The 25,978-nt window shown below is 48.6% G+C and carries 19 protein-coding genes and 1 pseudogene; 6 read left to right on the top strand and 14 right to left on the bottom strand.

Annotation, left to right across the window (positions count from 1 at the left end):
* Positions 1-118 precede the first annotated feature (118 nt).
* On the bottom strand, positions 119-1,561 hold the full coding sequence (locus tag ACTJKB_RS10790) for a cellulase family glycosylhydrolase (RefSeq protein WP_440833833.1): 1,443 nt from the start codon (positions 1,559-1,561) through the stop codon (positions 119-121).
* Positions 1,562-2,128: 567 nt separating this feature from the next.
* Between ACTJKB_RS10790 and ACTJKB_RS10785 the strand changes: the two genes are divergently transcribed.
* Entirely contained in the window at positions 2,129-2,482 is a 354-nt protein-coding gene (locus ACTJKB_RS10785) for a hypothetical protein (RefSeq protein WP_440833831.1), read from the top strand.
* A gap of 85 nt (positions 2,483-2,567) precedes the next feature.
* Here ACTJKB_RS10785 and ACTJKB_RS10780 read toward each other — a convergent pair whose 3' ends face one another.
* Entirely contained in the window at positions 2,568-2,741 is a 174-nt protein-coding gene (locus ACTJKB_RS10780) for a hypothetical protein (RefSeq protein ID WP_440833904.1), read from the bottom strand.
* 200 nt (positions 2,742-2,941) lie between these two features.
* On the opposite strand from ACTJKB_RS10780, the gene ACTJKB_RS10775 reads away from it, so the two are divergent.
* Together ACTJKB_RS10775 and ACTJKB_RS10770 are read left to right on the top strand one after the other, a co-directional pair.
* Positions 2,942-4,279, top strand: coding sequence for an MFS transporter (locus ACTJKB_RS10775; protein WP_440833830.1), 1,338 nt, complete (start codon positions 2,942-2,944; stop codon positions 4,277-4,279).
* Between the two features lie 56 nt (positions 4,280-4,335).
* Positions 4,336-5,091: a PIG-L deacetylase family protein gene (locus tag ACTJKB_RS10770; protein WP_440833828.1), complete on the top strand. Its 756-nt coding sequence runs from the start codon at positions 4,336-4,338 to the stop codon at positions 5,089-5,091.
* 86 nt (positions 5,092-5,177) lie between these two features.
* On the opposite strand, the gene ACTJKB_RS10765 is transcribed toward ACTJKB_RS10770, so the two are convergent.
* Positions 5,178-6,023, bottom strand: coding sequence for a GNAT family N-acetyltransferase (locus ACTJKB_RS10765; protein ID WP_440833827.1), 846 nt, complete (start codon positions 6,021-6,023; stop codon positions 5,178-5,180).
* Between the two features lie 144 nt (positions 6,024-6,167).
* Here ACTJKB_RS10765 and ACTJKB_RS10760 point away from each other — a divergent pair, with 144 nt between their 5' ends.
* Positions 6,168-7,205 carry an asparaginase gene (locus tag ACTJKB_RS10760; RefSeq protein WP_074114078.1) on the top strand — a complete coding sequence of 346 codons (1,038 nt, stop codon included), beginning with the start codon at positions 6,168-6,170 and terminating at the stop codon, positions 7,203-7,205.
* 176 nt (positions 7,206-7,381) lie between these two features.
* On the opposite strand, the gene ACTJKB_RS10755 is transcribed toward ACTJKB_RS10760, so the two are convergent.
* The 11 genes and pseudogenes from ACTJKB_RS10755 to ACTJKB_RS10705 form a co-directional block, all read right to left on the bottom strand.
* Positions 7,382-8,491, bottom strand: a complete 1,110-nt coding sequence (locus ACTJKB_RS10755) for a GerAB/ArcD/ProY family transporter (protein ID WP_440833825.1) — start codon at positions 8,489-8,491, stop codon at positions 7,382-7,384.
* Positions 8,492-8,518: 27 nt separating this feature from the next.
* Positions 8,519-9,697 (bottom strand): Ger(x)C family spore germination protein, encoded by a 1,179-nt coding sequence (locus tag ACTJKB_RS10750; RefSeq protein ID WP_440833823.1) that lies wholly within the window; start codon positions 9,695-9,697, stop codon positions 8,519-8,521.
* 9 nt (positions 9,698-9,706) lie between these two features.
* Complete coding sequence (locus tag ACTJKB_RS10745; protein WP_440833821.1) at positions 9,707-11,224, bottom strand: spore germination protein; 1,518 nt, start codon at positions 11,222-11,224, stop codon at positions 9,707-9,709.
* 342 nt (positions 11,225-11,566) lie between these two features.
* Positions 11,567-13,273 (bottom strand): GMC family oxidoreductase N-terminal domain-containing protein, encoded by a 1,707-nt coding sequence (locus ACTJKB_RS10740; RefSeq protein WP_440833902.1) that lies wholly within the window; start codon positions 13,271-13,273, stop codon positions 11,567-11,569.
* A gap of 10 nt (positions 13,274-13,283) precedes the next feature.
* Positions 13,284-13,943, bottom strand: coding sequence for a hypothetical protein (locus ACTJKB_RS10735; protein ID WP_440833819.1), 660 nt, complete (start codon positions 13,941-13,943; stop codon positions 13,284-13,286).
* A gap of 201 nt (positions 13,944-14,144) precedes the next feature.
* A pseudogene (locus tag ACTJKB_RS10730) lies at positions 14,145-15,533 on the bottom strand (amino acid permease).
* A gap of 158 nt (positions 15,534-15,691) precedes the next feature.
* Positions 15,692-21,139 carry a diguanylate cyclase gene (locus tag ACTJKB_RS10725; RefSeq protein WP_440833818.1) on the bottom strand — a complete coding sequence of 1,816 codons (5,448 nt, stop codon included), beginning with the start codon at positions 21,137-21,139 and terminating at the stop codon, positions 15,692-15,694.
* Between the two features lie 13 nt (positions 21,140-21,152).
* A complete protein-coding gene (locus ACTJKB_RS10720) occupies positions 21,153-22,319 on the bottom strand; it encodes a small-conductance mechanosensitive channel (protein ID WP_440833816.1) in 1,167 nt (388 codons plus the stop codon).
* A 213-nt stretch (positions 22,320-22,532) separates the two neighbouring features.
* Complete coding sequence (locus tag ACTJKB_RS10715; protein WP_440833814.1) at positions 22,533-23,012, bottom strand: heme-degrading domain-containing protein; 480 nt, start codon at positions 23,010-23,012, stop codon at positions 22,533-22,535.
* 41 nt (positions 23,013-23,053) lie between these two features.
* On the bottom strand, positions 23,054-23,566 hold the full coding sequence (locus ACTJKB_RS10710; protein ID WP_440833813.1) for a hypothetical protein: 513 nt from the start codon (positions 23,564-23,566) through the stop codon (positions 23,054-23,056).
* A 10-nt stretch (positions 23,567-23,576) separates the two neighbouring features.
* Entirely contained in the window at positions 23,577-24,665 is a 1,089-nt protein-coding gene (locus tag ACTJKB_RS10705) for a winged helix DNA-binding domain-containing protein (RefSeq protein WP_440833811.1), read from the bottom strand.
* A 246-nt stretch (positions 24,666-24,911) separates the two neighbouring features.
* On the opposite strand from ACTJKB_RS10705, the gene ACTJKB_RS10700 reads away from it, so the two are divergent.
* Positions 24,912-25,346, top strand: coding sequence for a VOC family protein (locus tag ACTJKB_RS10700; protein WP_440833809.1), 435 nt, complete (start codon positions 24,912-24,914; stop codon positions 25,344-25,346).
* Positions 25,347-25,529: 183 nt separating this feature from the next.
* Positions 25,530-25,934, top strand: coding sequence for a CBS domain-containing protein (locus tag ACTJKB_RS10695; RefSeq protein WP_440833807.1), 405 nt, complete (start codon positions 25,530-25,532; stop codon positions 25,932-25,934).
* Positions 25,935-25,978: the final 44 nt, after the last annotated feature.

The raw sequence follows: 25,978 nt of genomic DNA, 5'->3' as shown, positions 1-25,978 counted from the left end.
ATAATACTGGATCTGGTACAGAAGAAGGGCATCCAGCAAGCTGCAAATGACCAAAAACGTAGAGCAGCGGTCCTCAAAGTTCAGGAATCGCTGCTCTGTTGAATTTTATGGTTTTAAGTTAGTTTAATTGGTACAGATTCCATTTTTGCGCATTTGTTCCATTGTCATCCCAAATTTGAACGTTGGTTCCATTTTCAGTACCAGCAGCGGCGACATCCAGAGCTTTCCCGCTATTACTGGCAATCAATTTGTAAGCACTTCCAACTTTAACAATGCTCCACTTCTGATTAGAACCGCCGCCATAACTCCATAATTGCACATTCGATCCATTAGCAGTCCCCATCTCAGCTACATCCAGACCTGTATTGCTATTGGCATTAATAACCTTATACAAGCCTCCGCCAACATCTGTGATGATCCACTGTTGAGCGCCCGTTCCGTTATCATCCCAGATTTGTACATTTGTGCCGTTTGCAGTACCTGCTGCAGCTGCGTCCAATGCTTTACCGCTGCCTACGTTAACCATTTTGTAGGTTTTACCAGACACGATACCATCAATTGGAGGCGTTGCTGACTTTATCTGATCTCTGACAAATTTACCGGATGCCGTCAACTGCGAATCAGACCAGCCTCCATAAGGGCTTGCGCCAGGCGCCAATGCAGCAGAGACTTCCGTTTTATCACATAACGACCAGTTGGTCCAACTCAGTTTTCTGTCTTTCATAAAATCCGTCCATACTTTAGATTCGGCAAGGAAAGGACCCCCGTCTCCGGAAGCGTCACTCGTTCCCCACTCAGTGACGAATACGGCTATACCTTTACTCCTCGCATAATCAATACGATCTCTCAGCCATGAACCATGAGTTCCAGCATAGAAATGAGTTGTATACATAATGTTGCTTTGGGCGATGGGGTTGTTGGCGGCATCATGTACATCCTGGCTCCACGTTCCGGTTCCTACGATAATGATTCCATTCGTATCAATGGATCGGATGACCGGGATCATTTCCTCTGCATATGGCTTAATGTGGCCGTTCCACGTAGCATACCCGTTAGGCTCATTGGCAATTTCATAGATCACATTCGGATAGTCCTTATACAAATTGGCCATTTCTGCAAAGAAACCTTTTGCCTGTTGTTTATAAATATTCGGATCCTTTTCACCCAGCACATGCCAATCAATAATCACATAGATTCCCAGATCAATTGCAGCCTGTACAGCTTCTTTCACCTTATTTTTTTGCGATGGATCATTGATATAGCCGCCATCTTGCGTATACATAGCTACCCGAAATACAGTTATGCCCCAATTGTCTCTCATCCATTTCATGCTATCATAGTTCACGTACTGGCCAAACCATTGCACACCATGGGAACTCATCCCCTTTAATTGGATCGCTTCTCCCGCCTGATTCACTAACTGGTTCCCGGAAACTCGCAGTTGGCCATTTTGGGCTACGACCGAATTCGCTTCGGCATTCACCTTTTGCGGGGGGACGAAAGATACGGTCATGAAGGTGATAATTAATGCACAAAAAACCGCAATCATTTTTTTGAACATATAAAGCTACCTCCTCAAATGGTTTGCTTCACATTTCCGTACGCTATTTTCCGAGAATATCCCCCCTTCACTAAACTTGTAAATCTATGGGGTATGTCTTGGTGTTTCATTAAGAAACAAAAAGGTGAAGTGACAGTCTTATAAGGGATGGTAGTTAACTAATCGTTAGTGTGTAGCCAATAGGAATTATGGAGGTGCATTTGCATATGGAGGCGGTTAGATCATCAGATCTAAGAAGATTTATTGTTCAAGCATAGCGGATAGGATTAAGACACATAACATATGGAACATTCTCATGAAACCACATACATAGTAAAAGCTTACATATTATGTTATACTATACAATCATTAAACGGTTTTTACAACCAAAAAATACATCAAATTCCCCAAAAAAACTAAAGCACTGTTTCATTCAAACAAGTCATCTGCCAGTACTTTACTGTAGCGCAGCATTGAGAATAGAGAGACAGGCATGATATAATCTCTTAAGCCATTTAGGAGAATTCAACCCCTTAAGACATAAGGGTTCAGGAGGGTCATATCATCACGAACAGTCACATTCGCATTGTGAAAGTATCCGCAGAAATAGAAAAGGACGAATATGAGATCAAGGTCAGCCACTGGCGGTTGCTTTTGGAGACAAACCGTTATTATGAGATCAAGCCGGAGAACGGGCCAGTGAAAAGAATCTATAAAGAGAAGCTCAACACTGTTGTAGATGAAACCAAATCCTATACAAATGGCATTTTGACGTGTTCTGCATTTTGCATCGAAGAGCAAGTGGGCGAAATGCATATTAAGATTCTGCAAAGCCTTCAATCTAAGGTTAACACCTATATGAATGAGCTGCAGCTCAACCAAAGAGCGATCGAACATCTTAATTCAGGCCCCCCAGCGAAGTCAAATTTACCAGAGGCATGAACCTGTAAGATCAGTTAATCCAACAAATAGCCGGAAGGACTTCACAGCATTGGGCTGTGTCCTTCCGGCTATTTGCTTGTTAACTTTATAGAAGCCCTGCGTTCTTGACGGCATGCTCCCAGCTTGGAAAATAATGCAGAGCACTTCGCATCAGTTCCGGATCATGCTGTTTGACTTGTTTTTTGTTAATGGTTCCACCGTTTGATTGAAGCTGTCTTATTCGGCTGATGACCTCTTCTGATCCTAGTGTAATTTCCAACATTCCCACCCCTTTCCGGTTGTTACTTACCACATTTTTCTCAATTCCTAGCATCTCTATACCTTTCCGAAGCACCGTATTCATGATTTAGCAGCTCTATATGCAGCACACCCTTGACAATATGTGCAGATAAGTTATAAATAGACATAATTACGAAGAAACGGATTCTCCAAATCTTTCGCAGAAAAGAGGGCAGCCGATTGACAACAAAAGTAACTTTGGCAGAAAAAGTGGTGTTTTCCGGCGGACTACTGGGCCAAAATATGCTCTACAGCTTCATGTCGATGTACATTTTATTCTTTTATACAGACTTACTTGGCATTCCCGCAACGACAGCCAGTGTCATCTTGGTCACTGCAAGTATTTTTGACGCTTGCCTGGACCCGGTAATGGGGATGATCACGGACAAAACACGTTCCAAGTGGGGGAAATTCAGACCTTATTTGCTGTTTGCGCCATTCCTGATCGCTGCCGCTACGGTGCTGTGCTTCATGGATTTCGGCACTTCCTCCACACTGACCGTAGCCATAGCAACGGTTTCTTATTTGCTGTGGGGAATGCTATACACGGTCTGCGACACCCCACTTTGGGCGTTATCCTCTGTAATCTCCACTGATCCGGCGGAACGGACACTGGTCGTGACACTTGGCAAAATCGGCGGAACCCTAGGTGCAGTCATCATCACCATAGGCGGCATACAGCTCCTGCTTGCTTTCGGTGGTGAAAGAAGTACCGGAGCCTATCTCTACTCTGCAATTATCGTATCGGTCATTGCTGCGCTGGCCATTTGGCTGACAGGGATCCTTTCCAAAGAAAGGGTGGCCCCATCGGTTGAACGGATTCCCTTCCGCAAAAATCTGCAAACCATATATAAGAATAAACCTCTCCTCACACTGCTGGCTTCCCTGCTGATTATCAATCTCGTGACCGGCATAAGACAGAGCATTCAACTCTACTATGTGGTTTATGTCTGGGGAGATGCCAGCTATGGGACACAGGTCGGAATCAGCCTGGTGGTCGGTATGCTGCTCGGTATGACCGCAGCACCCAAGCTATTGGGTGCCTTTTCCAAGAAAAGTGTATTTATCTCCTCATGTATCCTGGGCAGCCTCTCCTGTGTGGTTCCTTATCTGTTCGGTGATCAGAATGTTCTGTTTACGCTAGTATTCTTTGGGATCAGCTTCTTTTTCTCGGGTATAACCATTATTGTCAGCACATCGATGCTGCTGGATACCATTGATTATTCAGAGTGGAAGCTGGGCTTTCGGGGGGAAGGGATTGTATTCTCTACGAATACCTTTATCACCAAATTCAGCGGAGCAGTGTCCAGGTTGATTATCGGGGCAAGTCTTGGGCTTCTGAACTACGTGGAGAATCAGCCTGCTACGCCGGGGCTCCAGCAGGGACTGAGCTTTGTGATGTTTTTACTGCCCGCCATTTGTTTCCTTGGGGCCATTATTCCCATTCTGTTCTATTCGATAAGCGATAAGCAGCGGATACAGATACTGATTGATTTGGAGAACCACAGGGCGATGTAGCCAGAACAGCATAATCTACAGACCCATACTTTTAACAAAAGAAGGAGCGATTCAAAATGGATTCATCCATCCTCTACAGCCTTATGGCTCCTCCCGATCTTACGGATTGCCGGAGAATATTGTGCATTCAGCCCCATCCCGACGATAATGAAGTGGGCATGGGCGGAACGATTGCCGCTTTAGCGGAAAAGGGTTGTGAGGTTCATTACTTAACGGTGACGAATGGAGATTTGGGGAGTAGTGACGGCCTGCTGTCCCATGCCGAGATCGCCAGGGTCCGCTCGCAGGAGCTTCAAGCGGCGGGACGTTCGCTTGGAGCCACGGTGTTCCACCAATTGCCGCATGGAGACGGCACACTTGAGCATATTCCGGCTCTGGCGGCAGAGATTGCCGAAATCATCCGTACCGTTCAGCCGGATGCGGTATTCTGTCCCGATCCATGGCTTCCCTATGAAGCCCACTATGATCATATTGTCACCGGACGGGCAGCCGCCCAGGCCTTTTTGTCCGCAGGACTGCCGCTGTATCCCCGGGGAACCCGCACACAACCCTGGCAGCCGAAAGCGTTGGGATTCTATTTAACGGCTGAACCCAATACCGTGATCGATATCACCCCCTTCTTCGAACGGAAGTTCGCTGCCATGGCACTGCACAGCAGCCAATTTAGCGAGGAGACACTGGCACTCTACCATTTGTATTTCAAGAAGAAGGGGCTAGAACTGGCGGAAGGAAAGGATTTTGAGCTCGGGGAAGGACTTAAGGTGCTGTCACCGCTTCATCTGCATTGTTTCGTAGATGCCGGACGGGTATAGGCTGTCCTTTTCAATACCATTTACCGTACAAAAAAGGCACCCTCCCCCGGAGTCCACGGGGCAGTGCCTTTTTTCATAATCGAAATTTATCGATGTGACAGCCGGTAATACGGCAGTGTCAATGACGGTTTGAATCCCAGTTTCTGTGCGAGATAGTACGACCCCTGATTCTCCAGGCGGCAAGCCCACACCGGTTCCAATTGATGGTCAAGACAATAATCGATCAATGCCGAGCTTACGGTAAATGCATATCCCCTGCCCCGGAAGGCTTCCGAAGTTTCAATTCCAATTTCCAGCTGGCCCGCTGTCGAGCAGGAGGCAAACGCCGTAGAAGCCATCTCGTCCCCCTCCATAATACTGAAGCCTACACCTTCTGCAAGGAAATGCTCTTCATCACGCCAAAAGTATTTGGGGACCACAGAGCCGGTGAGAGCAGCATATTGTTCTTTTCCCGTTCGTACAAGGGCTGCGTCCTGCTTAAAGAACTGTGCTCTGGCTGCAAAATAGGCTTCACGATCTATACTGAAGTTCACTCGGGTATTTCTCTGAATGGATCGGTGATCGTCCTCTTCAAGCAACCCGCCCCTTACCGGCAATTCACTGTTATGTACAGCCGCTATCGCATCGATCCATTCACTCCATTCTCCAGCCGGGTCTCCCTGCAGCCATTCCGCATGCAGACGGATTCCCGCTCTGTCCTTTATGTAATCAGACAGCCCGCGATTAAAGCTGCTATTCGAGGAATCACCATAAACCAATGACATCCCGTATGGATGGACGACATAGAACGCTCGCGGCATCTCTTTGCTGTCAGTATAGACTTTGCCCGGAATTCGCTGCTCCAGCACCACCCTCGCAAAGAGTGTGTTTATTTTCACTTGATCCAGCGCCGGCAAACCCTTGTAATAGTCTTGAACCTCCAATTCAATCATCTTCCAGCCCCTCCCTATAGATTGGTAATTTCCCTCAGTATACTATGTTCTGACTAAAAACACCCTTAACCTCATAAATCGTATGTTATAATACATTCATCCTTAATTTAATGGATTTATGAATAATCTGAAAGGAACTAAACGATGATCATTCCAGCTCCGGAAGTGAATTTTACAGCTTCACCTTTTTATAATCCCATTCTGAAAAATGTGGTCATTCTCGCCACCGGCGGTACGATTGCCGGCAGCGGAGAAGCGCATAAAACCTTAAATTATGAGCCCGGCGCTCTGCCGATACAGGATTTGCTGGATAGTGTTCCCCACCTGGAACGGGTAGCGAATTGTGCGGGTGTGCAGGTCAGCAATCTGTGCAGCGCCGATATCACCAGCGAACACTGGCTGACCTTGGCCACTCTAATCAACACACTCGCCCTTCGTGAAGATGTTCATGGTTTTGTCATTACACATGGTACGGATACCCTGGATGAAACCTCATATTTCCTCAATCTCGTAATCAAAACCGACAAACCGGTCGTTATTACCGGCTCTATGCGTCCGGCTACGGCAATCAGTGCGGATGGCCCGCTGAATCTGTATCAGTCAGTGGCTTTGGCGGCCAACCCGGAGGCTTCCGGTCAGGGAGTCATGGTGGTTTTTGCTGAAGGGATTTACAGCGGCCGGGATGTGCAGAAGGTCAACACCTTTAAGGCCAATGCCTTCGATGAGCGGGATTTCGGGTGTCTCGGCTATATGCGGGACAGCCAGGCTTTTTTCTATACGAGATCGCTAAAAAAACATACTACCGCCGCCCAGTTCGACGTATCTGCATTGTCAGAGCTGCCGGAAGTATCCGTGGCCTACTTCCATGTAGATGCCAATCCGGGCATTCTGGATTACCTGGCTACCATCTCCAAAGGCATTGTTATTGCCGGAGCCGGCGGAGGCATCTACAGCAAGCCCTGGATCGATAAGGTCGGTGAGCTCAAAAACAACAATATTCCCGTCGTCAGATGCTCGCGGATATCCAGCGGCATTACGCTAAAGGATTCCTATATCGACCTGTCCGCCAATTCGATTCCCTGCAACAGTCTGGTGCCGCAGAAGGCACGGATTCTGTTGTCGCTGGCGTTGACCCAAACAACGGGTTACGAGGAAATCGCTGCAATGTTCAACGAATACTAAGCTATAATTACAAAGCAATTAGTCCAACAGCCCGTGAATGCTCACGGGCTGTTTTTTATCTATAACCTTTGCACCGAGTATTGATTCTACTTCCTATACCCTGCCGATGAACTGTCTTTAGGCTATACATATAATTTGTACGGCGGTCCTGCCAAATCCCCTCTGAACATCCGGTCTTAAGCATGATCCGCAGCAGCCGGCCGTTTCCTTTGTCTCCATTTACCTACTACAAGCAAGAGCAAGGGCAGGCCGAGCATATTCACCGGCATGGCAAACGGCACCCAGTAACGCTGCAAATAATTTGAAGTCGCCTCCGTTACATCTTGGGGAATTAACGCAAATACAAACATAACCGGGGCAATGAACCAAATCAGGTTCCTCCAGTTGCGGACATGCAAAAATTGGGCGGTACCATAGCTCATAAGAAAGAGCATCACAGCAAATTTGACAAATACGCTGGCAAGCCATACGACAACCGGAATCGCATCGAAATTATCGATAAAGCCGAACAGTGATATTTTTTTGGTCATTTCGAAAAAAGGGTACCATGTGTTAGAGGAAAGATTGACCCCTAAAGTGAAGATCACCATCAGCGTTGTTATCAGTACAAAGAATACCGAGGTCAAGACGGCCCCGAACGCGTACAACGCCCCCTTACGCGGCTGGGTCAAAAATGCGGCAAACATAAGGTATTCAACAGAATGACCGAGGTAGGAGGCTGGTGCCAGCGCTCCACCCAGTATTCCCGTCATTCCGCTATCCGCATAGACCGGGAGGATGTTCCTCCATTGAATATTGTTGGCGCTAGCGATCAGGACAAGGCTGATCATGAGCAAGATGATCGGCCCCAGAACCTCGCCACAGCGGGCAATGCCTTCAATTCCGCCGGCATAGGTTGCATAGACAATCACGAAGATCATCAGAAGCATGACTGCTTCTTTCGGTGTTCCGTGAAGCAGCATGACTTGGACCAAATCGGAGAATTGACGGAGAATAATTGGGGTGATTGTATACCATTGAACCAAGTATATTACGATTACAGCTTTGCCGATCCATTTCCCAAGAATCATATGACTGTATTCGAAAAAAGTCTGTCCAGGGTAAAGCTTCGCGGCTTGCGTCGCCAAGAGTGCGATCAGCGAAGCGATACCTCCGGCAACGACAACGGAAATCCACGCGTCCTGTTTTGCCTGTAGGCTTGGGGTGACCGTCATGACCAATGTCATCCCGAGATCCATGATAAGGATGATCCAGAAAACCTGTAGACCCGTCAATTTCATCTTCATCGCAAGCAACCCCTTTTCCAGTTGAGATTAGTCTCTTTTTTGTTTATGTGCAGGGGAGTGCGTTTTGCCCGTTCGTTCGATCTTGATGTGGGCATCGACAGTCACGGGAACCTCAGGAAAAATATCAAGCCATTTATCTACCGTTTTTTTCCAGACATACGGATGCTCGATGTGGATATTCTCTCCGATGCCGAGGATATCCGACTGGAGCACTTTTTGCACATGCGTTATCATGCTCTCTGCCTCGCTTTGAATTTGATTCGACAACAAGGTTTCGACACGTTTCATATACTTTTCTTTGCTCAGATCCAGCTTCGAATCGTTATCGACTGCCCGGGCGGAGGCATGTAACGAGACCTTTACTTTGGGGAGGTCATTCTTGATTTCCGAGTGCATTTTCATGCTGCTATGCAGCAGTTCAACACCTACGGTCCCTCCGTATTGTTCGTTCTCAGGTTCCATTTGCACAGTGAATCTCAAATGGTGTGTCTCTCCTGTCCACCAACGTAACAGTTTTACTTCATCGGATGACAGATACCCGGATAATTGATTTCTGTGGTAAACTGCAGCCCGGTCAATCGTGAACGTTTCCTTATCAGTGCCTTTATGAATGACCCTAATGGCAGCGGTAACCGGTGATCGGTCTTGAGAGGACAGGGCATTCAAGAATTCGTCCATTTTGACAGGAAAGCTTAATTTGCTGGATTGAATTTTATTGATGCCGATACCCGGAATGAGTTCAAGCTGATAGGGGGTGTTCAAAATTTCTTTAGCTGTCCCTCCATAAGTGGTTAGTACATAGCTATTGGAGCGGCTCTCAGGGAATCTGGTAAATGTATCTACCACCTTATTGATACCATTCCGGGCGAATTGTTCTCCTAAAATGATGACACCTCTATGCCCGAAATAAATGGTACGAGACAATTGCTGCTGTAGTTTCCCGGTCACTTCCGATGAGTTTTTTCCGTTGGCCGAGATGACAATAACTGATTTCTTGCCGCTCCCCCCGGACTGTACGGCACTGGGGATTCCCGTTGGAAGGGCGATCTGAAGGGTTATTTCGAGCTGTCCGTCATCTGTAAGATCAATTCCGCTTGCCATGACCAAAGCGAGATCGTCCATTTCATTGCGGTCCCAGCAGCCGGTCGTCAATCCGAAAATAACGAAAATAACCAGGAACCTGAATGTCCGGAGTATTCTGGTCATTTGCTCCTTTCACTCCATTCTTCGCTGTGTTTGCTGTTGACGCCTCCGCATTACCCTCCATGGGGCACGGATCAAAGTATCCGTTAGTCCTGTGGGGTTAAACGGTGCAATTGGTGTCATATAGGGAACACCGAAGGATTTCAGGGTTACCAGATGGATCAAGATGCAAATCAAGCCAATCCCAACTCCATACAGGCCGAAGCTAGCAGCGAGAAGCATAAGCGGAAACCGTATAATACTGATCGCCTGGCTCATACCCGGGTTCGGGATGAGAAAGGAAGCAATACCTGTAACGGATACAACGATGATCTGGGGAGCGGAAATAATACCTGCCTGAACGGCAGCCTGTCCAATGACAAGTGCGCCCACAATGCTGATCGTCTGGCCTACTGGACGGGGAAGGCGGATTCCTGCTTCGCGTAGCGCTTCAAAGGTAATTTCCATGATCAATCCTTCCGCTATTGCCGGAAAGGGGACAACTTCCCGCGCCGCTGCAAGGCTGAGGGCCAAGCTTGTCGGGATCATTTCCTGATGGAAGGTCGTTACGGCAATAAATAAGGAGGGGAGCGCCATCGCTAAAAAAGCGAATAAATATCTGAGCCATCGCAGCATCGTAACGTATATGAAATTCGTATAATAGTCCTCGGCTGTCTGAAACCCGAACCAGAATGTGATCGGTAGAACAAGTACCATCGGCGAGCCGTCAATGAGGACCGCTATTTTACCTTCGATCAGTGAACCTGAAACCAAATCGGGCCGTTGAGTTGCCTGCATCAGGGGAAACGGTGAGTAAGGATGATCGCTAATCAATTCCTCGATATATCCGGATTCCAGTACGCTGTCCATATCGATGCTGGATATCCGTTTTTTCACGTCTTCAACTACGCTTTGCTCTGCCAGATTATCAATATATACAATCATCACGTCAGTCTGAGAAAGTCTTCCTACACAGAGCTTTTCTGTCTTTAGCAGGGGCGTCCGGAGCCGATGGCGAATAAGGGCAATGTTGATATCGAGCTTCTCGATAAAACCGTATCGCGGACCGCGAATAACTGCCTCCGTTGCCGGTTCCTCAAGCTGACGCTGCAGTTTGTCTTTCAGCCCAAAGGAGAACGCCTCCGTGGAGGATTGGGCGAATAGAACGACTTCTCCCCTAACGATGCTTTGCACAACTTCATTCATGGTCGGGGCGATACTCGGTTGTACGATGGAAGCCAGTTTGAATTTCAGTATTTCATAGAGCTGGCGAGGACTATCACTGGATACGGCCTCCGGCTGCATCAAAGGCTCCAAGAAGCCATCGTCCCAAGTTTGTTTGTCGACTAAGACATCCAGATAAACTACCATACCGGGAATGGAGCCAAACATATGAAGTTTGCGCACGACAAGATCGGAGCAATTGGCAAACAATTGAGTGAGGGCCGTTTCATTGTCATCCAGCTTGCTGGAAATCTTCAATTCAATTGTTTTTTCTAATTCTTTCAGCCTGTTTTCGAAAGGACCAGATACTTTTTTTTTCGTTTTCATATGCCACCCCTTTCAAGATATAACATCCCCCATCCATTATTGGATTATTCGGAATAAAATACCATGAGTGAGAGGCAAGTTGAAACGGCTTGTAAAACATATAAATTCTTATATTCGAAAAAGGGGCTACCCCTTAAGCTTTTTCCAAAGCTTTTGAGATAGTCCCTTGGTGGGAGCTCCATTGAGGTATATTTTCCCTGCCGCCGTGCATACTTCATGCATAACAAATGAATCACATATGGAAGGGGGAAGAAAAATGAAGGTGCTCGGAAAAGCAGCCGCCTTTTTACTTATTATCGCTTTATCAGGAGCCGTCCTGTATTATGCCACCGCAATGGGTGGTTAGCTGAAATACTTAGTGACAATCTTCTCTGCCGTCCGGGTAGCCAGCGCTTGTGTCGTGAGAGTAGGGTTAGGGCCGCCGATGCCATTGAAGTGCACACTGTTGTCGGCTATGAACAAGCGCCCCACTTGATAAGCCTCACAGTTCGTATCTGTGACATATCCCATCCGCATCGTGCTTTCGAGATGGATCATGGAGCCAAAGGGGGTATCTGAACGGATTATCTTTCTGGCACCGGCTTGCTTCAGCGTTTCTGAAGCGTATCTCGCCAGTTGATCCCTCCTCTTCAGTGTCTTCGGGCTAGGAGTATAATGTATGATCGGAATCGGACCGTTCTCGTCTTTCAGGAGTGGATCGACCTGTACCCTGTTACGATAGAGTGTCTCGTCATCCGTAAGAATCAGCATGCTCATCGTCCGGGAATAGTTCATCATCAGCTCTTTGAGCTGAGGACCAACGACACGGCCGTGAATATCCCACGGCGCTCCCGGCTCCGGCGGATTAAGAGCATCATATCCCGCTTCACTGAACCCATAGGTCAAGAAGGCCATTAGACCAGGGCTTAGGCAAGAGACTTGAAAAATCCCTGTTCCCGGAATATCGACCCTGGCCCCCGAAGTATGGCCGACATACGGATAGACCGCCGGCTGTCCCATAATACGCATCAGATCCTTTTCATCGAAAACGCCTGCAACCCAGTCAAAGCAATGATTGGTTAGTCCTCTTCCCACCCATTCGTTATAGGGTAGCCCCGAATTCAGCCAGAGACGCGGAGATTCGATGCAGCCAGCGGCCATAACAACCGTTCTAGCCGTTAACTCGCCGATTTCTCCCGTCCACGTATCCCGAAACTGCACACCAGTTGCGCGAAGTCCTTCTTTCGGATCTTGCGCCGTCAAGAGCTTGATCACGAAAGAGTTCGGCCGGATTGCAACGTTTCCGGTTTTGAGTGCGAGTGGAACGTAGCTGACAAGGGTGCTCCTTTTGGCGATTTTATCCACAGAAGGCCCGGATGAGCAACCATTGACACAATTCCCCTTCAAGGTACATCCTTCCATGTTGGACAGTTGCTCAAGCGAGTAACTCTGGTCCATCAGATGCTCGTTGGTGGGAAGAATGGCATTCGGATTGGGACGGTAACCCGGGGTCGTAACATTCAACGTCGGAATCAGCGGCCAGCCTGCTTTTTTGGCGCCGTAGTAAAATAGCTCTTCTTTGGGCGTTGTAGGCGCGAACTGGACCGGCAAAGTGGCTTCGACCTTTTCGTAATATGGAATCAGCTCCCGATAGCTGATCGGCCAAATATTGTCGACCGCAAGGGGGAAAGCGCGCGGTGACTGCGACCAATACAGCTGGGTCGTTCCCCCTACTCCAGATAGCTGCCAGATGTCACCTTTCTGGCGCATGACCCGGTGCCACGGTGTGCGGCGGCGGTCGGCAGGCCCAAAACGGAATACGCCGGACACCAAATCATTCATATTGTTTTCATATGCATTGAAGATCTTCTTGTATATCCCTACATCCAAATCCTTATACTCGGAGCTCCACTCTCCGCCACGTTCACTGTTCGGATTCTCCCACTGCTTGTTTCCGTACCAGGGTCCGGCTTCCAGCACCAGCACCTTGAGCCCGGCCTCCCCGAGTTCCTTAGCTGCAACGGCACCTCCACCGCCTGATCCGATCACGATGACGTCCGCATCGAACATTGTCTCTGCACTATTCAATGGTGGATTCCCCTCCCTTGCGTTCGATGGTCAGCATGTAGCCAAGGAGCGCCCGATAGCCCGGCACAACTCCAGGATATTCCGCCTGCTTCCATGAGACCGGGAAATATTCCAGCCTTCGTTCGGTCGGTGTTCTTAGCCGGGTCGTCCCGTATGCCGACCACTCCGAATAGTTGCCAAACATCGTTTGCCGGTTAAGAAAGTCAATCATATACCGGGTAAACCCCAAATCGTTCCGGTATGGAGGAGGCAAAACCCCCGGGTCAATATTCCCTTGCTCCAGCATGGCGAGAACACGAATCCGGTCAGCCGGGGATATTGCGCTGAATGGCCCACTTTCCCAGAGAAGGTGATTAGGAGGATACTGCAGCTGTCCCGAAGTGGCTAATTGGACGGCACCAGCATTAAGCAATCCTGCGGTGGAACAGGATAATGGAATATCCGTCAAACCAAATCCCAATACAAGGGAAAGGCTGTGGTCCAGCTCCCAGATCATATACTCGTGTATGCACAACTCAACTGCTCCTGCAGTCAGCTCTAGCGAATATGTGGCAGACACTGGTGAATCAGGAATGATTGCCTCAACAAGTGCTCGAAATGTTGCAAAGGTATGGGAATCGATTGTTGCAGTATAGATTGCAGACGGATGCATACTAATTCCCCCTTTAGTGACAGAAATAGTCATTCAACTAAAACCCGCATCACCTATATCTATTCATCAGGAGGATCTTTCAGACTCGCTGAAGTAACACATCCGCTTAGAATCACTCAGCAAACGCTTTCAATCCAATATTCAAACAAAAAACGAGTATCCGCAGGTGGTTCTCCTGTTGGGTACCCGTTTGTATGATTTCTATTCCTGCCTGTGCTTCCCTTCCAGCTCCTCAGCCGCTTCCATCTGAGCCCTTATTGCAGGCACCTGAAAAGGCTGTCTCCGAAATCCGGCCGGTTCCCTGGCCTTCCGCATGACTCCAAACGTATAAATCCCTGAAAATAACACAACAAACATCACACCCGCCGCGAGTCCTCCGCCCTGTCCCGGGATCAAAGGCATACTGGCCAGTATCGCCACCAGACTTACGATCGCAATCCATGAGGTGTAAGGATATCCGCGCAGCCCATGCTGCCCGGTCAGTGGACTGCCATGGCGCTTGCGCAGCCGGTAATGGCTGGCCATGATGATTACGTAGGAGAACAGCAGCGAAAAGCCGCCGGAGCTGACCAGAAAAAGATAGACCCCTTGCGGAAGCAGCATTCCCATCCAGAGTCCTGCCAGCATCGCAGCCCCAGAGATCAGGATACCTCTGAAGGGAATGTCCGTACGGTCCCGCATCCATACGGGAGTATGCCCCTCCTCCGCCAGAGAACGGAGCATCCGGCCCAGACCGAATACCGATGCCAGCATCGTAGACAATATGGCAGATACCAGCACAATATTCATTACGGTTCCGGTCCACCCCAATCCGTATAGGCTTAGCGCAGATACGAATGGGCTTATCTGCTCAGATACCCGCGCCGGGGGCAGTAGCAGGAACAGTGCGGTTATTGCTGCCAAATACAATCCGACCAGGAGCACGATGGTATACCGGATCGCCCGTGGAATAGTGATTCCCGGATTGCCCGTCTCCGATGCCGCCAGACCGAGCACCTCAAAGCCTGCGTAGGTGAACATCACCATCAGCATGCTTCCCGCGATTCCGGCAATCCCTCCAGGCATCAAGCTCTGCCCGCGGGCAACGCCAAGACCTACCGGACCTGCACCTCTTGTACCCAATCCCACAATTAAAGCCACAGCAATCAGTACAAACGCTACAATGGCGAGCAGCTTAAATGCGGCGAGTCCGCTCTCCAGCTTGCTCAGCCGTTTTGCACCCAGCAGGTTGAGCAGAGTCACCCCTACGATAATCCCTGATCCGAGGAGTGCAAGCGGCAAGGCGGGAAACCAGCCCCGCAGCAGAATGGACACTGCCGTGGCTTCACTTGACATCGCAAGCACCAGGCCTGTTCAGTAGACCCAGCCTACCGTGAATCCTGCCCCTCGGCCAAAAGCCTGTTCTGTATAGGTTCGGAAGGACCCCGCAACCGGATTGGCTACCGTCATCTCCGACAAAGCGGACAAAATAAAATAGACAAGAATCCCTCCAATTACATAGGACAGCAGTACAGACGGTCCAGCTGCACGGATTGCCACCGACGATCCCAGGAAAAAAGAGCCGCCGACCACCGTCCCCAGTGCAAGCATTGTCAATCCCCACACCGATAATCCTTTTTTATCCTGATCCATACTGCTGCCTCCCCGCTTTTTATGGAGAGTATCTGCAATATGCGGGAATTTACCCATGGAAACAAGTAGAAACGGCTACGACATCCTTAAAAGAACGGAAACCGTTTCAGCAACTTTTATAGATTGGCGGCTCCTTCTGGCTCCTCAAACAGAGTTACGCAGTTTCTGCCATTGGCTTTGGACTGATAAAGCGCATCATCGCTAAGCTTATAGAGATCCCCTTCACGAATATAGTCCACATGAATCGTAGCCACTCCAATAGAAACGGTTATGATTCCATAATCCGTACTCAGCGCATGCTCGATTCCCAGATCAGCAATGCTTCTTCTGATGTTCTCGGCATATTCCCTTGACTGCTGCGGGGTGAAACCGCTGACTATGATACCGAACTCTTCCCCCCCCAGCCGAAACGCGAATCCACTCGCACGTTCGGACAGCTCTTGCAGCAGTCTCCCGACTCTGCGCAATACGGTATCACCCTCAAAATGCCCATAGGTGTCATTATATTTCTTGAAATAGTCAATATCGAGCATCATATAAGTCAGATATTGCTTAGCCGCTGCAGCTTTTTCCACTTCAATCACTAGGAGCTTATTAAAATATCTGCGGTTATAGAGACCTGTAAGCTCATCGGTGATGGATATCTTTTCAATCAGCTGAATGTACTTATTCAACTCTTCATTATTCAGCTCCAGCTCCTTGGTCCGCTCAGCTACCAGCTCCTCCAGATGCTCTTTATGCCTTAGAAGCTCCTGCTCCGCCTTCTTCCGTTCAGTGATGTCCTTGACGGTACCCTGAATGGCCGGCTGGTTCATATAATTGATCCGTGTGACCTTGTGGATCACTATGACCTCACGGTTCTGGTCTTTGTGAATCAATTTGGTTTCGTATTCAAATGGAACCTGTTTCCCTTCAACCCTTCTGGCATAATAATGCAACACCTTATCCCGTTCAGGAAGACTCACGAATTTCTCAAAAGGCTGTCCCACCATTTCTTCCGCCACATAACCGAGCATCTGTGCCAAAGCCCCATTGACGTATTTGCATATTTTGTCTTGGGTAATAAAGACTCCGTCCTGCAAATTGTAAACCAGTTCCCGGTACTTTTCCTCTGAGCGCTCAAGCTCGGAATACAGAGTGGCATTTTCCAGCGAGAAGACCATTTCCCGTGACAGCAAATTTATAATCTTCATCCGTTGCTCAGTAAATACACCCGTCATCAGGTTGTTTTCAAGATAAATGACAGCAATGGTCTTGTTCTGGTTGATCAACGGCATACAGACCATCGATTTAGGGCGGTGTTTGACAATATAGGGATCATTTACGAACGGTGTTTCGGAGAATGCATCATTGTAGATCACACTCTCGCTGCTTTCCTCCACCTGCTTCAGGATGGAATACGGCAAATGGTCATACCTTGTCCGGTCATGCACCGCTACCGTAATCCGGTCATCAACCGGACGGTATTCCCCTTCGACGAGCAGGTTAGTTTTGGAGGTCATCACGATGCAGCCTCTTTGCGCTCCTGCATTCTTTATGACGATTTGCATCAGCGCTTCCAGCAGATTGTTCAGCTCGATTTCCTTGGAAATGGCCTGTGAAGCCAGGATCATGGAGTTCAGATCCAGGGTTTCCGAGTAATCCGATATCGTATGACTGTACATGAGCTCTTTAGCATGAATTCGTGTGATCATATCCGAGTATCTTTCGCCCAGAAAGGCAATTTTGCCTTTCGCACCCCAAACGGAATAATAATACTCCGACTGTCTCAGCAGGTAACCGGCGAATTCCTTGAAATCCTTATGATAATAAAAGCGGGCAGCCAGCTCATTGCTGAGTGCCTTGTACCGTACAAAACCTCCCTGCTCGCTAGCCTCGATCGCCATATCATAATACTGTCCCGCTTCATCGTCACGTCCTGCCATTCTAGCCCATTCAGCCTTCATTAGCATCTCATGCTGCCGGAAGGTTTCGGGCGCATGTTCGGCCCATTTGAGTACGCGGCGGTACTCCTTGCGCATTCTGGATTTGGCTTGCCTCTTCCGCTTAGCGCCCAAATCTTTATAGGCATAGGCTAAATTCAAGAATGTATAGAGAGCGAACTCTTCCATAAAAGCTGATCCGGCAAGCGTGCCGATGATCGGGTAAGCTTTGTCGATATAAGTCAGAGACTCACTGTAGTTCTCATAGGTGAACAACAGTTTTATTTTATAAATATAGTAGATTGCGATCCCGGAGTAATATTTGGCTGCCTCCAGCTCCTCCAGATAGGCCGCTTCACTGAAGTCTGCACTGTCAAAGGATAAGCGGTCCTGGAGCTCTCCCGATAGATTCAGCAGGTATTGCCGGGACAACTGTGCGGTGGCTAAGGATTCTTTGTATTTCGTGTTCTCGATCATGGCGATCATTCTGCTGCTCTCCAGCAGATTCGTGGGAATATCCATCCCGGGATTCCAAAGGTTCACATAGAAGCAGGAATGGGCCAGATAGAGCAAATCTCCTGTGCGCAGACTGGCATCAATGGAGGTTGTGTACCACTCATGCAGCGTATCCCAAGGTTCGGTCCAGGTATGACAGAACAGTGTATATAGTACATGTGCCGCTCCTTTCCATTGTAGATCGTTGAACTTGTCATTGATTCGAATGCCCAGACGGCCATAATCAAAAGCTCCCTTGGAATCTCCAAACCCAGACAGCAGCATCGCATAACCGATGAACGCGAGTGCTGACTCTGGAGCATTTCCGTGCTTCAGGGTAAGCCCCACCTTCTTCAGAACAACCAGCCCGAACAACGAGGTTTCTCCGGAAATAAAGGCTGGAGGAATAAAGTTGATCAATAGCCGCATCACCAGCTTCATTTCCGGGTCTTTCATCTCTTCGGCTTCAAAAATACGATCCACCGTTTTTCCCCGCAGCGCGGTTTTGATCTTCACTAGCTCCTTAAGAACAGATGCCATGCCTACCCGGGCAGGAATATGAACGCCCAGTGTAGATAACCCCAGCCTTCCCGAGGTTATAGACTCTTGCATCATTCCCAGATACATGTAATGATTGGCCTGCATTTCATAGATTTGGGCGAGGGCCAATCTGTCTCTGGTATGCTTGATCAGGACCCCACATGCCGAATCGGCGGCTTCAACCTGATGAGTAAGATATCCGCATTCCGCATATAGCTGGTAAATCTCTGCCGTACGCGACTCGTCCTCTTCCCAGGATGTCTCTCCCATTAGCCCGATATTCGCTTCCAGCAACCGGAATGCCGAGTCATAGCCGAAGGCTGCCTTGGCCTTGCGCGCGGCTCTTAGATTAACCCTGATCACTTTTTCGGTTTCCGCCTTGCCGGACAGCCTGTCCAGTCCTTTATTCAGATGCGCGGCAATATCAACGATAATCCCTTCGATCTCCCCGTGACTCAAGCGCTCAAGCAGCAAACGGCCGATGGCCAGATGCAGAGCAGCCCGTTCCCCGCCGTCAAGCATTTGGTAAAACGCCTGCTGAATCCGGTCATGCGCAAATTTGAATCTGATATTCAGATTCTGCAATGCCTCTTCTTCCGGTGCTGACAGGAAGCTGGACATCCGGACGTATCGGTAATCCTCGGGTAAGATGAACTCCTCTTCCACTGCTGTGGTTATGGCATGAGCAACAACCTCAAGCGGTTCATCTGCAATCAGGGCCAATATTCCAAAATCGAATACATTCCCCACCGCGGCGCCAAGCATCAGTATTCTCCGCACATTCTGCGGAAGCTCCTGCTGCTTCAGCATCAGGAAATCAACCACGCTCTCGTTCACCGGCAAGCTGACAATCCGCTGAGTCTGCCAGGCCCATAATCCTTCCGACTCATCAAAGTACAAATATCCATTCCTGTACAAGTCCTTAAGAATTTCATTTACAAAAAAGACATTTCCTTTAGTCCGCTTATAAATCACTTCCGTAAGCTCCTGAACCCTGGGAGGTGTAGTGAACAATGTATCGGCTACCAGACTGCCAACCTGTGCTTCAGATAAGGAGTTTAGGATTATGCTTCCAACCTCATGACTTTTCTCAATGGCGGAGATCGTACCGAACAGCGGATGCCCCGCATAAATTTCATTCTGCCGGTAAGAACAGACAATAAGAACCTTTTGCAGCTGATGACCCAGCAGCAGCTTCTCGATCAGCTGCAGACTGGAATAATCCGCCCACTGCACATCATCCAGAAACAGCACCAATGGTTTCTCGTTATGCGTAATCCCTTCGATGAACCTGGCAAAGGTAAGATAGAACCGGTTGGTTTCTTCTGCCGGATTCAGCGTATCCATCTCCGGCTGAATGCCAATCCAGCTGTCCAGTTCAGGAATCAGACCGGCAATAAGATTGCCATTTCCGTCCAGAGCTTTGTCCAATGTCTCCTTCATAAAAGCCTTGTGATTCTCATCGGGACTTTCCATCAACTGGCTGATCAAACGCCGAAACGCCTGAATAATGGCACTGTAAGGAATATTCTGGTTATACTGATCGAACTTTCCTTCTGCAAAAATCCCCTTCTCCTGACTTATGTACTTGTGCAGCTCATGCACCAGTGCGGTTTTACCCACCCCGGCTTCACCGGTAACCAGCATCAGTTGTGTATTGCCCTTGACACTTCTGCGGAACGACTCCACGAGGCGACCAAGCTCCTGCTCGCGTCCATATAACCGCTGCGGAATCCGAAAGATATTCAGCCGGTCTTCTGCACCGACCACAAAGTTCTCCTGGCCAGCCAAACATTTCTTCAAGTCCGCTTTGATTCCGTATGCGCTGCGGTACCGATCCTCCGAGGACTTTTCCAATAGCTTCATAATTACTGCTGACAGACTGCTTGAGACCCTTCCCCCAGTTGCCTTATAAGGAGGAACTGCTTCCTTGGCGATAATGGAATAGATCTGCTCCAGCATCTCTCCAGCATCATAAGGCTTCTTGCCCGTCATCATCTCATAGAGGACTATGCCCAAGGAATAATAATCACTCCGGTAGTCAACATTGCGGTTCATTCTGCCGGTCTGCTCGGGTGAAATATACAGCAGGCTGCCTTCCAGTACACCGTTGTTCTGAAAATCCCGCTTCTCCCTGGACAGCTTCACGGCAAGATCGAAATCAATAATTTGTACAATATCCTGATCCCTGTTCCAAATGATATTGGAAGGCTTGATATCCTTGTGAATGACATTCCGCTCATGAATCGCCCCCAGAATATCTACGATCCGAACCGCCAGCTGTATCAGTACCTCTGGCTCCGGCTGATCCTCCGCCATGATTCTTTTGAGCGAACGTCCGTGAATATCCTCCAGCACCATAATGTAGGAATTATTCTGCTCCTCCAGTCTGTATGGCTTGATGACACCGCTTGTGTTCTCGCTCAGCTCCTTGAGCAGCTTGTACTCCTGCTTGAGCCTCATCACAGCTTCCGTTCCGGCATATTCTGGCTTAAGTACTTTCAGAATGACCGATTCACCCGTTACAGAATCGATACTTCTGTATACGGATTTTATATATTGATCGGAAATCGTCTCCAGTACCTCATATCGGTCAAACACAACCATACCCACTCCACCTTTAGCTCTGTTCTCCCGTCACTTCAATGTCCGCATCAAACTTAAAGATATAGGCAGCAATCAGCCAGATAATCCAGCAGTTCAGCCCAAAAAAGATATAACCGAAATACCCCAGGACGGGCATCTCTGAGAATATATGAAATTTGTCTAAATAAGGCACGGAGTACTTCCAGTAGTTGGGATTAGTTGGCAGAGAATCATGGAACCACTCACTGCCGAAATTCCAGAACTCCCAGAAGAATCCATTAAATAGTGTAGCAAGCCCAATGAGAATCACACTGGACCAGTCTCCGTTCTTAACCGGAGTAAAAGGCGTCCAGAATCCCACAAGTGCCATTGCCGCGGAGAGCATCGGGACAAGCGCCACCCACAACACCCAGAACAGCAGATATGGATAATAACCCATCCCAAAAGCCAATATCAGCCCTATCACATAGTAGATGATCAGAAAAATCCGGGAGACGTTAAATTTTGGACCATTACGATAGCGGTTCCTGAACGCGCTAAAAGTCTTAAGCAGCAGGTACCATTCAAAGATTGCCGGAAGCACGGTCGTATACGACAGCGAGAACCAGAACACATTGCCAAAGTTCGAGAACACCTCATTATTCGGATAATACCAGTTCTCAAGCACAAAGAAATTAAGATATTCAAATGCAAACCAGCTGAAGCAGGACACTACAGCCAACAGTTGCATCACATGCGGTTTGCGCGAAATGATCGAAGCGCCTTTATTTCTTTTATACACCAATCCGTCCAGAATTAATATAAACGACCACCATAATGGTACAAAAGTGTAATATTCCAGCGAAATGAATAGCTTGACCCGGGCCCACATCAGAAACCAGCTGACGGCAAGCACGGGCAGGCTCCACCAGAACCAGACAGGAAAAGGAGTGGTCCCGTCTTTCGGTACTGGTGTTTCCTGGACCTTTTTGAAGCCAAACCACCGGGGAAAAACCAGAATCAGTGTAATCAGCAGCGCGACAATGCAGGCCAGGGAAAAGTACAGCAGGCTGAATCCAGGGTCCGCCTCTACTTTTTGAGCGGGAAAATCGCCATACCCCGGCGGCAGCCCCTTCCACTTGACCAGGCTCCCAATCAAGGGAAGCAGAAAAATCAGAGCAAAAGTCAGGATCAGGAAGAACGTTTTATTTTTTTTAAACATGGCGATAACCCCTCTTATAATTGAAAAGTCGAATTTTGTTGATGAACGAAACTATTCGATATCAGTCCAGATTATTCCTGCTTTGTTTATTGCCATTTCCACCATTTTCGTACCAACCCGGAAGTTCACATACAAAAGGCGCTCACGCGGCCAGGGATATGGCTGTGGAACGCCCGTTTGGTATGGAAATACTGTAATTTATTTTATAATAGATTAATCCTGCTCCGCTTTAAGGAAGGGCTCAAGCACACTGACTATCATCTCATGATCCTCTTCACCGGATAATCCCGAGACCGAAATCGTTCCGACCTGACCCGCGTTCCTGATATATACAGGGAAACATCCACCCTCGGCGGCATACTCCATCGGATCAACGAAGGCATTGTCCTGAATCGTAGTGTTCCATGATTTATATAGTACATGCATATAGTAAGTGCAGTGGCCGAAATGGTTGGCAGTGTTTATTTTGCGGGTAATCCAGCGGTCGTTGTTCGGGCCCGTGTCATTCATTTTGGCATGGAATAGAACTTGCCCATTCTTGCGGATATCCACCACGATTAGCTTCTCCATCGCCACTGCTCTCTCCACAATGGCATTGCCCAGCCGGATGGCTGTCTGATTGGTAAATGTGCTGAACTGCAAATCCCTTTCCTGCTGCAAAAGCTGCTCTAATAATAAAGTATACTCTTCCAAGGTCCACACTTCCTCTTCGTAGGGTTGTCCTGCTTCTGGTTCTACTTGACAGGCAGAATGTCCGCTTCTGTATCGTTGGTCTCTGCATAATCTGCTGACAGCCAAGCGTAATGAACCAGTCCGATCCGCTCAGCGAGCTCATAGGCAGGTGTAATATCGGAGAACATGCTCTCCGCTTTGAATAATTCTTCAATACCAGCAATGGAGTTGCCTTGCAGCAGGACCAGTTCTTTAATAACATCAAGATTTCCGGTGTACTTACTGATCTCAATGTCATCGTTCCAATCACACTCAAATTCAAAAACAACTTCATTCTTCCAAAGTACACCGACCTCGAAGCCATGATCCTCGGCGTATATGTAATGCACCAGCGTCGCAGGATTATGTTCAAGCAGCGGCTGGTTCAGATCAAAATCAGAGCCCTCAATGACGAAGGTGATCCAGCCGTTGGCTTCGGGAAAAACATACCCTGTATTTCCGGATGCCCGGAGCAGCTTCACAACATCTTCCCGGTCTGACGAACGCAGATGATAGCTTTCGCTGAATTCACTCATCACTACACCTCTATCTCATTATTGTAAGGACAGGAAGTCCAAGAAAAGCAGCATACCGCTCAGCGGCCAACAATAGCCTCTCTTTTTGGTCCTGTTCCAGCTTGGTAAAGGGACTGAATTTCAGGTCAACCCCTTTGGTCTTGACGGTTCGTTTCCATGTACCGATGATCTGCCCGCCTGCAGCAATCGTCGGTAAAAACACACCATTATTACCCGGTACGATAAGCGGGGCGGTCTCAGGTTCAAGCACAGCACTGCGGTTACTATAGCCAAGAATGTATTCATCGAAACCGGGAAGCAAATGAACCTCAGAGGATGTTGGCATGTGTCCCCCGGATGAAGCTGGACTCCAGTACTCGGTGCCTGAGAATACATCGGTCACAAGTCTGCTCTTCACCGCGTCCAGCCCGGCTCTGGCTTCGGTTAGCGTTAATCCGGCCCACCAGGCAAAATCTTGTACGGTAGCCGGTCCATGGGCTGTAAAATAGCGCAAGGCCAGCTCGGAGAGCGATTCCTCGAAGGACAGCTCCCGGGAATACTCCACCCACTGGTCGAGCAGCACAAAGGTTTGCTGTTTGCCGCTGCGCGGACCAAAGCAGATCAACCCACTATAAGCGCTATGCCACAAAATATGATAACCGCGCTGCCCTTCGGTGCGTATACCTTCTGCCTCAAGCAGCGCAAGCACATCCGGGCGCCGTATACTTCCGCCATTCTTGAGTGCGTTATAGATGAGTTTTCTGGCCCGTCCCAGGGTCTTCTCATCCAGCTCCAGCTGCTCCATTCTCCGCACAGCCTGCCTGAAGAGACGCGGAGCACATAGCTGCAGCAGCCATTTCACATCCTCAGGCGGCACGAAATGAATCGTTCCCCGCAGCGTCCAGGTCAGCGCAATCTTTCGCTCTGCTACTGCCCGTTCAACCTGGGCCAACGTGGCGGAAGGCGTCCGGAGGCCAATCGCCCACACAGCCTGCAGATAATCCTGGGCCTGCAGAGCCCCTAATCTCCGGACAACCTCCTCCGGCTCCATAGAGGCAGAGCTGTGAATAAGCTGATTAGCCAGCCTCCGGCCCGCGATGTCTGTATACACGATTTCCATCCTCCTTTGCCTCAGGTCACAACATAAGCCCCAATACTTTCCTCCAGTATATTGAAACCATCCGCAGGTTGTCCATCTGAAGACAGAAAGGCGGCAAGAATGACTGAATAGACGGGATAATATCAGGAGCCCCAAGGATAACTGTATCCATCGGTTCACCGTATATTTCTAAATGGACAAGTACATGATACAATGTGAAAATAAAGCGTTTGCTTTTACATTAACCACTTTAGAGGAGTGAAGCCTGTGGCGATTAATGTGTACTTCAATTTTAACGGAAACGCACGTGAAGCTGTAGAGTTTTATGCAACAGTGTTTGGAACAGAGCCCCCGCAGATCATGACTTTTGGTGAGGCACCTCCGGACCCTTCCCACCCTCTTCCCGAGGAAGCCAAGCATCTGGTCATGCACGCCATGATGTTCATTGACGGAAGTCCAGTGATGTTCTCGGATGTCTTCCCCGGCATGCCTTATACTGAAGGAAATAACATAAATCTCACCCTGATGAATACCGATACCGGTAAAATCAAAGTATGGTTCGACAAGCTCAAAGAAGGCGGTACTGTTATCATGGAACTGCAGGAGACCTTCTGGAGCAAATGTTACGGCAGTCTGAAGGACAAATTCGGGATCATCTGGCAGCTAAGCCATGATGGCGGCCAAGGCGGCGACAACGCTTAACCTCCCACCCCGGTCATCCAAATACTGTTAAGGATATAGATCTCTGAGTGATTCTGGAGAGCTGTATCCTTTTTTCATGTATAAAAGTATCGGAATACCATTTTTTTATGCGCTTACATCCCAATCTGTGTTTTAATAAGAATACCGTTATCGGCAAATCCCTCTGTAAAGGAGCCTACACTAATGGAAATATCCGCCTTTTTGCTGCCTAAGGACCAGGTATCGTATATTACCTCCTCCATCACCATGCTGGAGGCCCTGGTACAACTGGAGAATCATTATTATTCTGCCATCCCCATCATTGATGAGGAAGGTAAGTATGTGGGGACCTTATCCGAAGGGGACTTGCTGTGGAAGCTGAAGGATACGGCAGGTTTAAGCTTTGAGAACATGCGGGAAGTGACCGTAAGCGATATTCAGCGTCATGTTCACAACGAAAGTGTCGAGATTCGAGCTCAGATGGAGGATATGCTGACGCTGGCCGCGGATCAGAATTTTGTCCCGGTTGTCGATGACAAGGGTATCTTCCTGGGCATTATCCGCCGGAAGGACATTATTGAATATTACACCAGGAATATTACCGATTAGCAGACATTCATGTACCCCATTATACACAAGCAGCGGCTGTGCAG

The organism is Paenibacillus sp. 22594, assembly GCF_052044425.1.
In the GTDB taxonomy this organism is placed as follows: Bacteria; Bacillota; Bacilli; order Paenibacillales; family Paenibacillaceae; genus Paenibacillus_AQ.
This window is presented reverse-complemented; position numbering and strand designations above follow the sequence as displayed.

What these genes read in the sequence shown, in the direction of transcription:
- ACTJKB_RS10790 (WP_440833833.1), bottom strand. Translation starts at nt 1,561, where the DNA reads ATGTTCAAAAAAATGATTGCGGTTTTTTGTGCATTAATTATCACCTTC.
- ACTJKB_RS10770 (WP_440833828.1), top strand. Translation starts at nt 4,336, where the DNA reads ATGGATTCATCCATCCTCTACAGCCTTATGGCTCCTCCCGATCTTACG.
- ACTJKB_RS10765 (WP_440833827.1), bottom strand. Translation starts at nt 6,023, where the DNA reads ATGATTGAATTGGAGGTTCAAGACTATTACAAGGGTTTGCCGGCGCTG.
- ACTJKB_RS10760 (WP_074114078.1), top strand. Translation starts at nt 6,168, where the DNA reads ATGATCATTCCAGCTCCGGAAGTGAATTTTACAGCTTCACCTTTTTAT.
- ACTJKB_RS10755 (WP_440833825.1), bottom strand. Translation starts at nt 8,491, where the DNA reads ATGAAGATGAAATTGACGGGTCTACAGGTTTTCTGGATCATCCTTATC.
- ACTJKB_RS10750 (WP_440833823.1), bottom strand. Translation starts at nt 9,697, where the DNA reads ATGACCAGAATACTCCGGACATTCAGGTTCCTGGTTATTTTCGTTATT.
- ACTJKB_RS10745 (WP_440833821.1), bottom strand. Translation starts at nt 11,224, where the DNA reads ATGAAAACGAAAAAAAAAGTATCTGGTCCTTTCGAAAACAGGCTGAAA.
- ACTJKB_RS10740 (WP_440833902.1), bottom strand. Translation starts at nt 13,273, where the DNA reads ATGTTCGATGCGGACGTCATCGTGATCGGATCAGGCGGTGGAGGTGCC.
- ACTJKB_RS10735 (WP_440833819.1), bottom strand. Translation starts at nt 13,943, where the DNA reads ATGCATCCGTCTGCAATCTATACTGCAACAATCGATTCCCATACCTTT.
- ACTJKB_RS10725 (WP_440833818.1), bottom strand. Translation starts at nt 21,139, where the DNA reads ATGGTTGTGTTTGACCGATATGAGGTACTGGAGACGATTTCCGATCAA.
- ACTJKB_RS10720 (WP_440833816.1), bottom strand. Translation starts at nt 22,319, where the DNA reads ATGTTTAAAAAAAATAAAACGTTCTTCCTGATCCTGACTTTTGCTCTG.
- ACTJKB_RS10710 (WP_440833813.1), bottom strand. Translation starts at nt 23,566, where the DNA reads ATGAGTGAATTCAGCGAAAGCTATCATCTGCGTTCGTCAGACCGGGAA.
- ACTJKB_RS10705 (WP_440833811.1), bottom strand. Translation starts at nt 24,665, where the DNA reads ATGGAAATCGTGTATACAGACATCGCGGGCCGGAGGCTGGCTAATCAG.
- ACTJKB_RS10695 (WP_440833807.1), top strand. Translation starts at nt 25,530, where the DNA reads ATGGAAATATCCGCCTTTTTGCTGCCTAAGGACCAGGTATCGTATATT.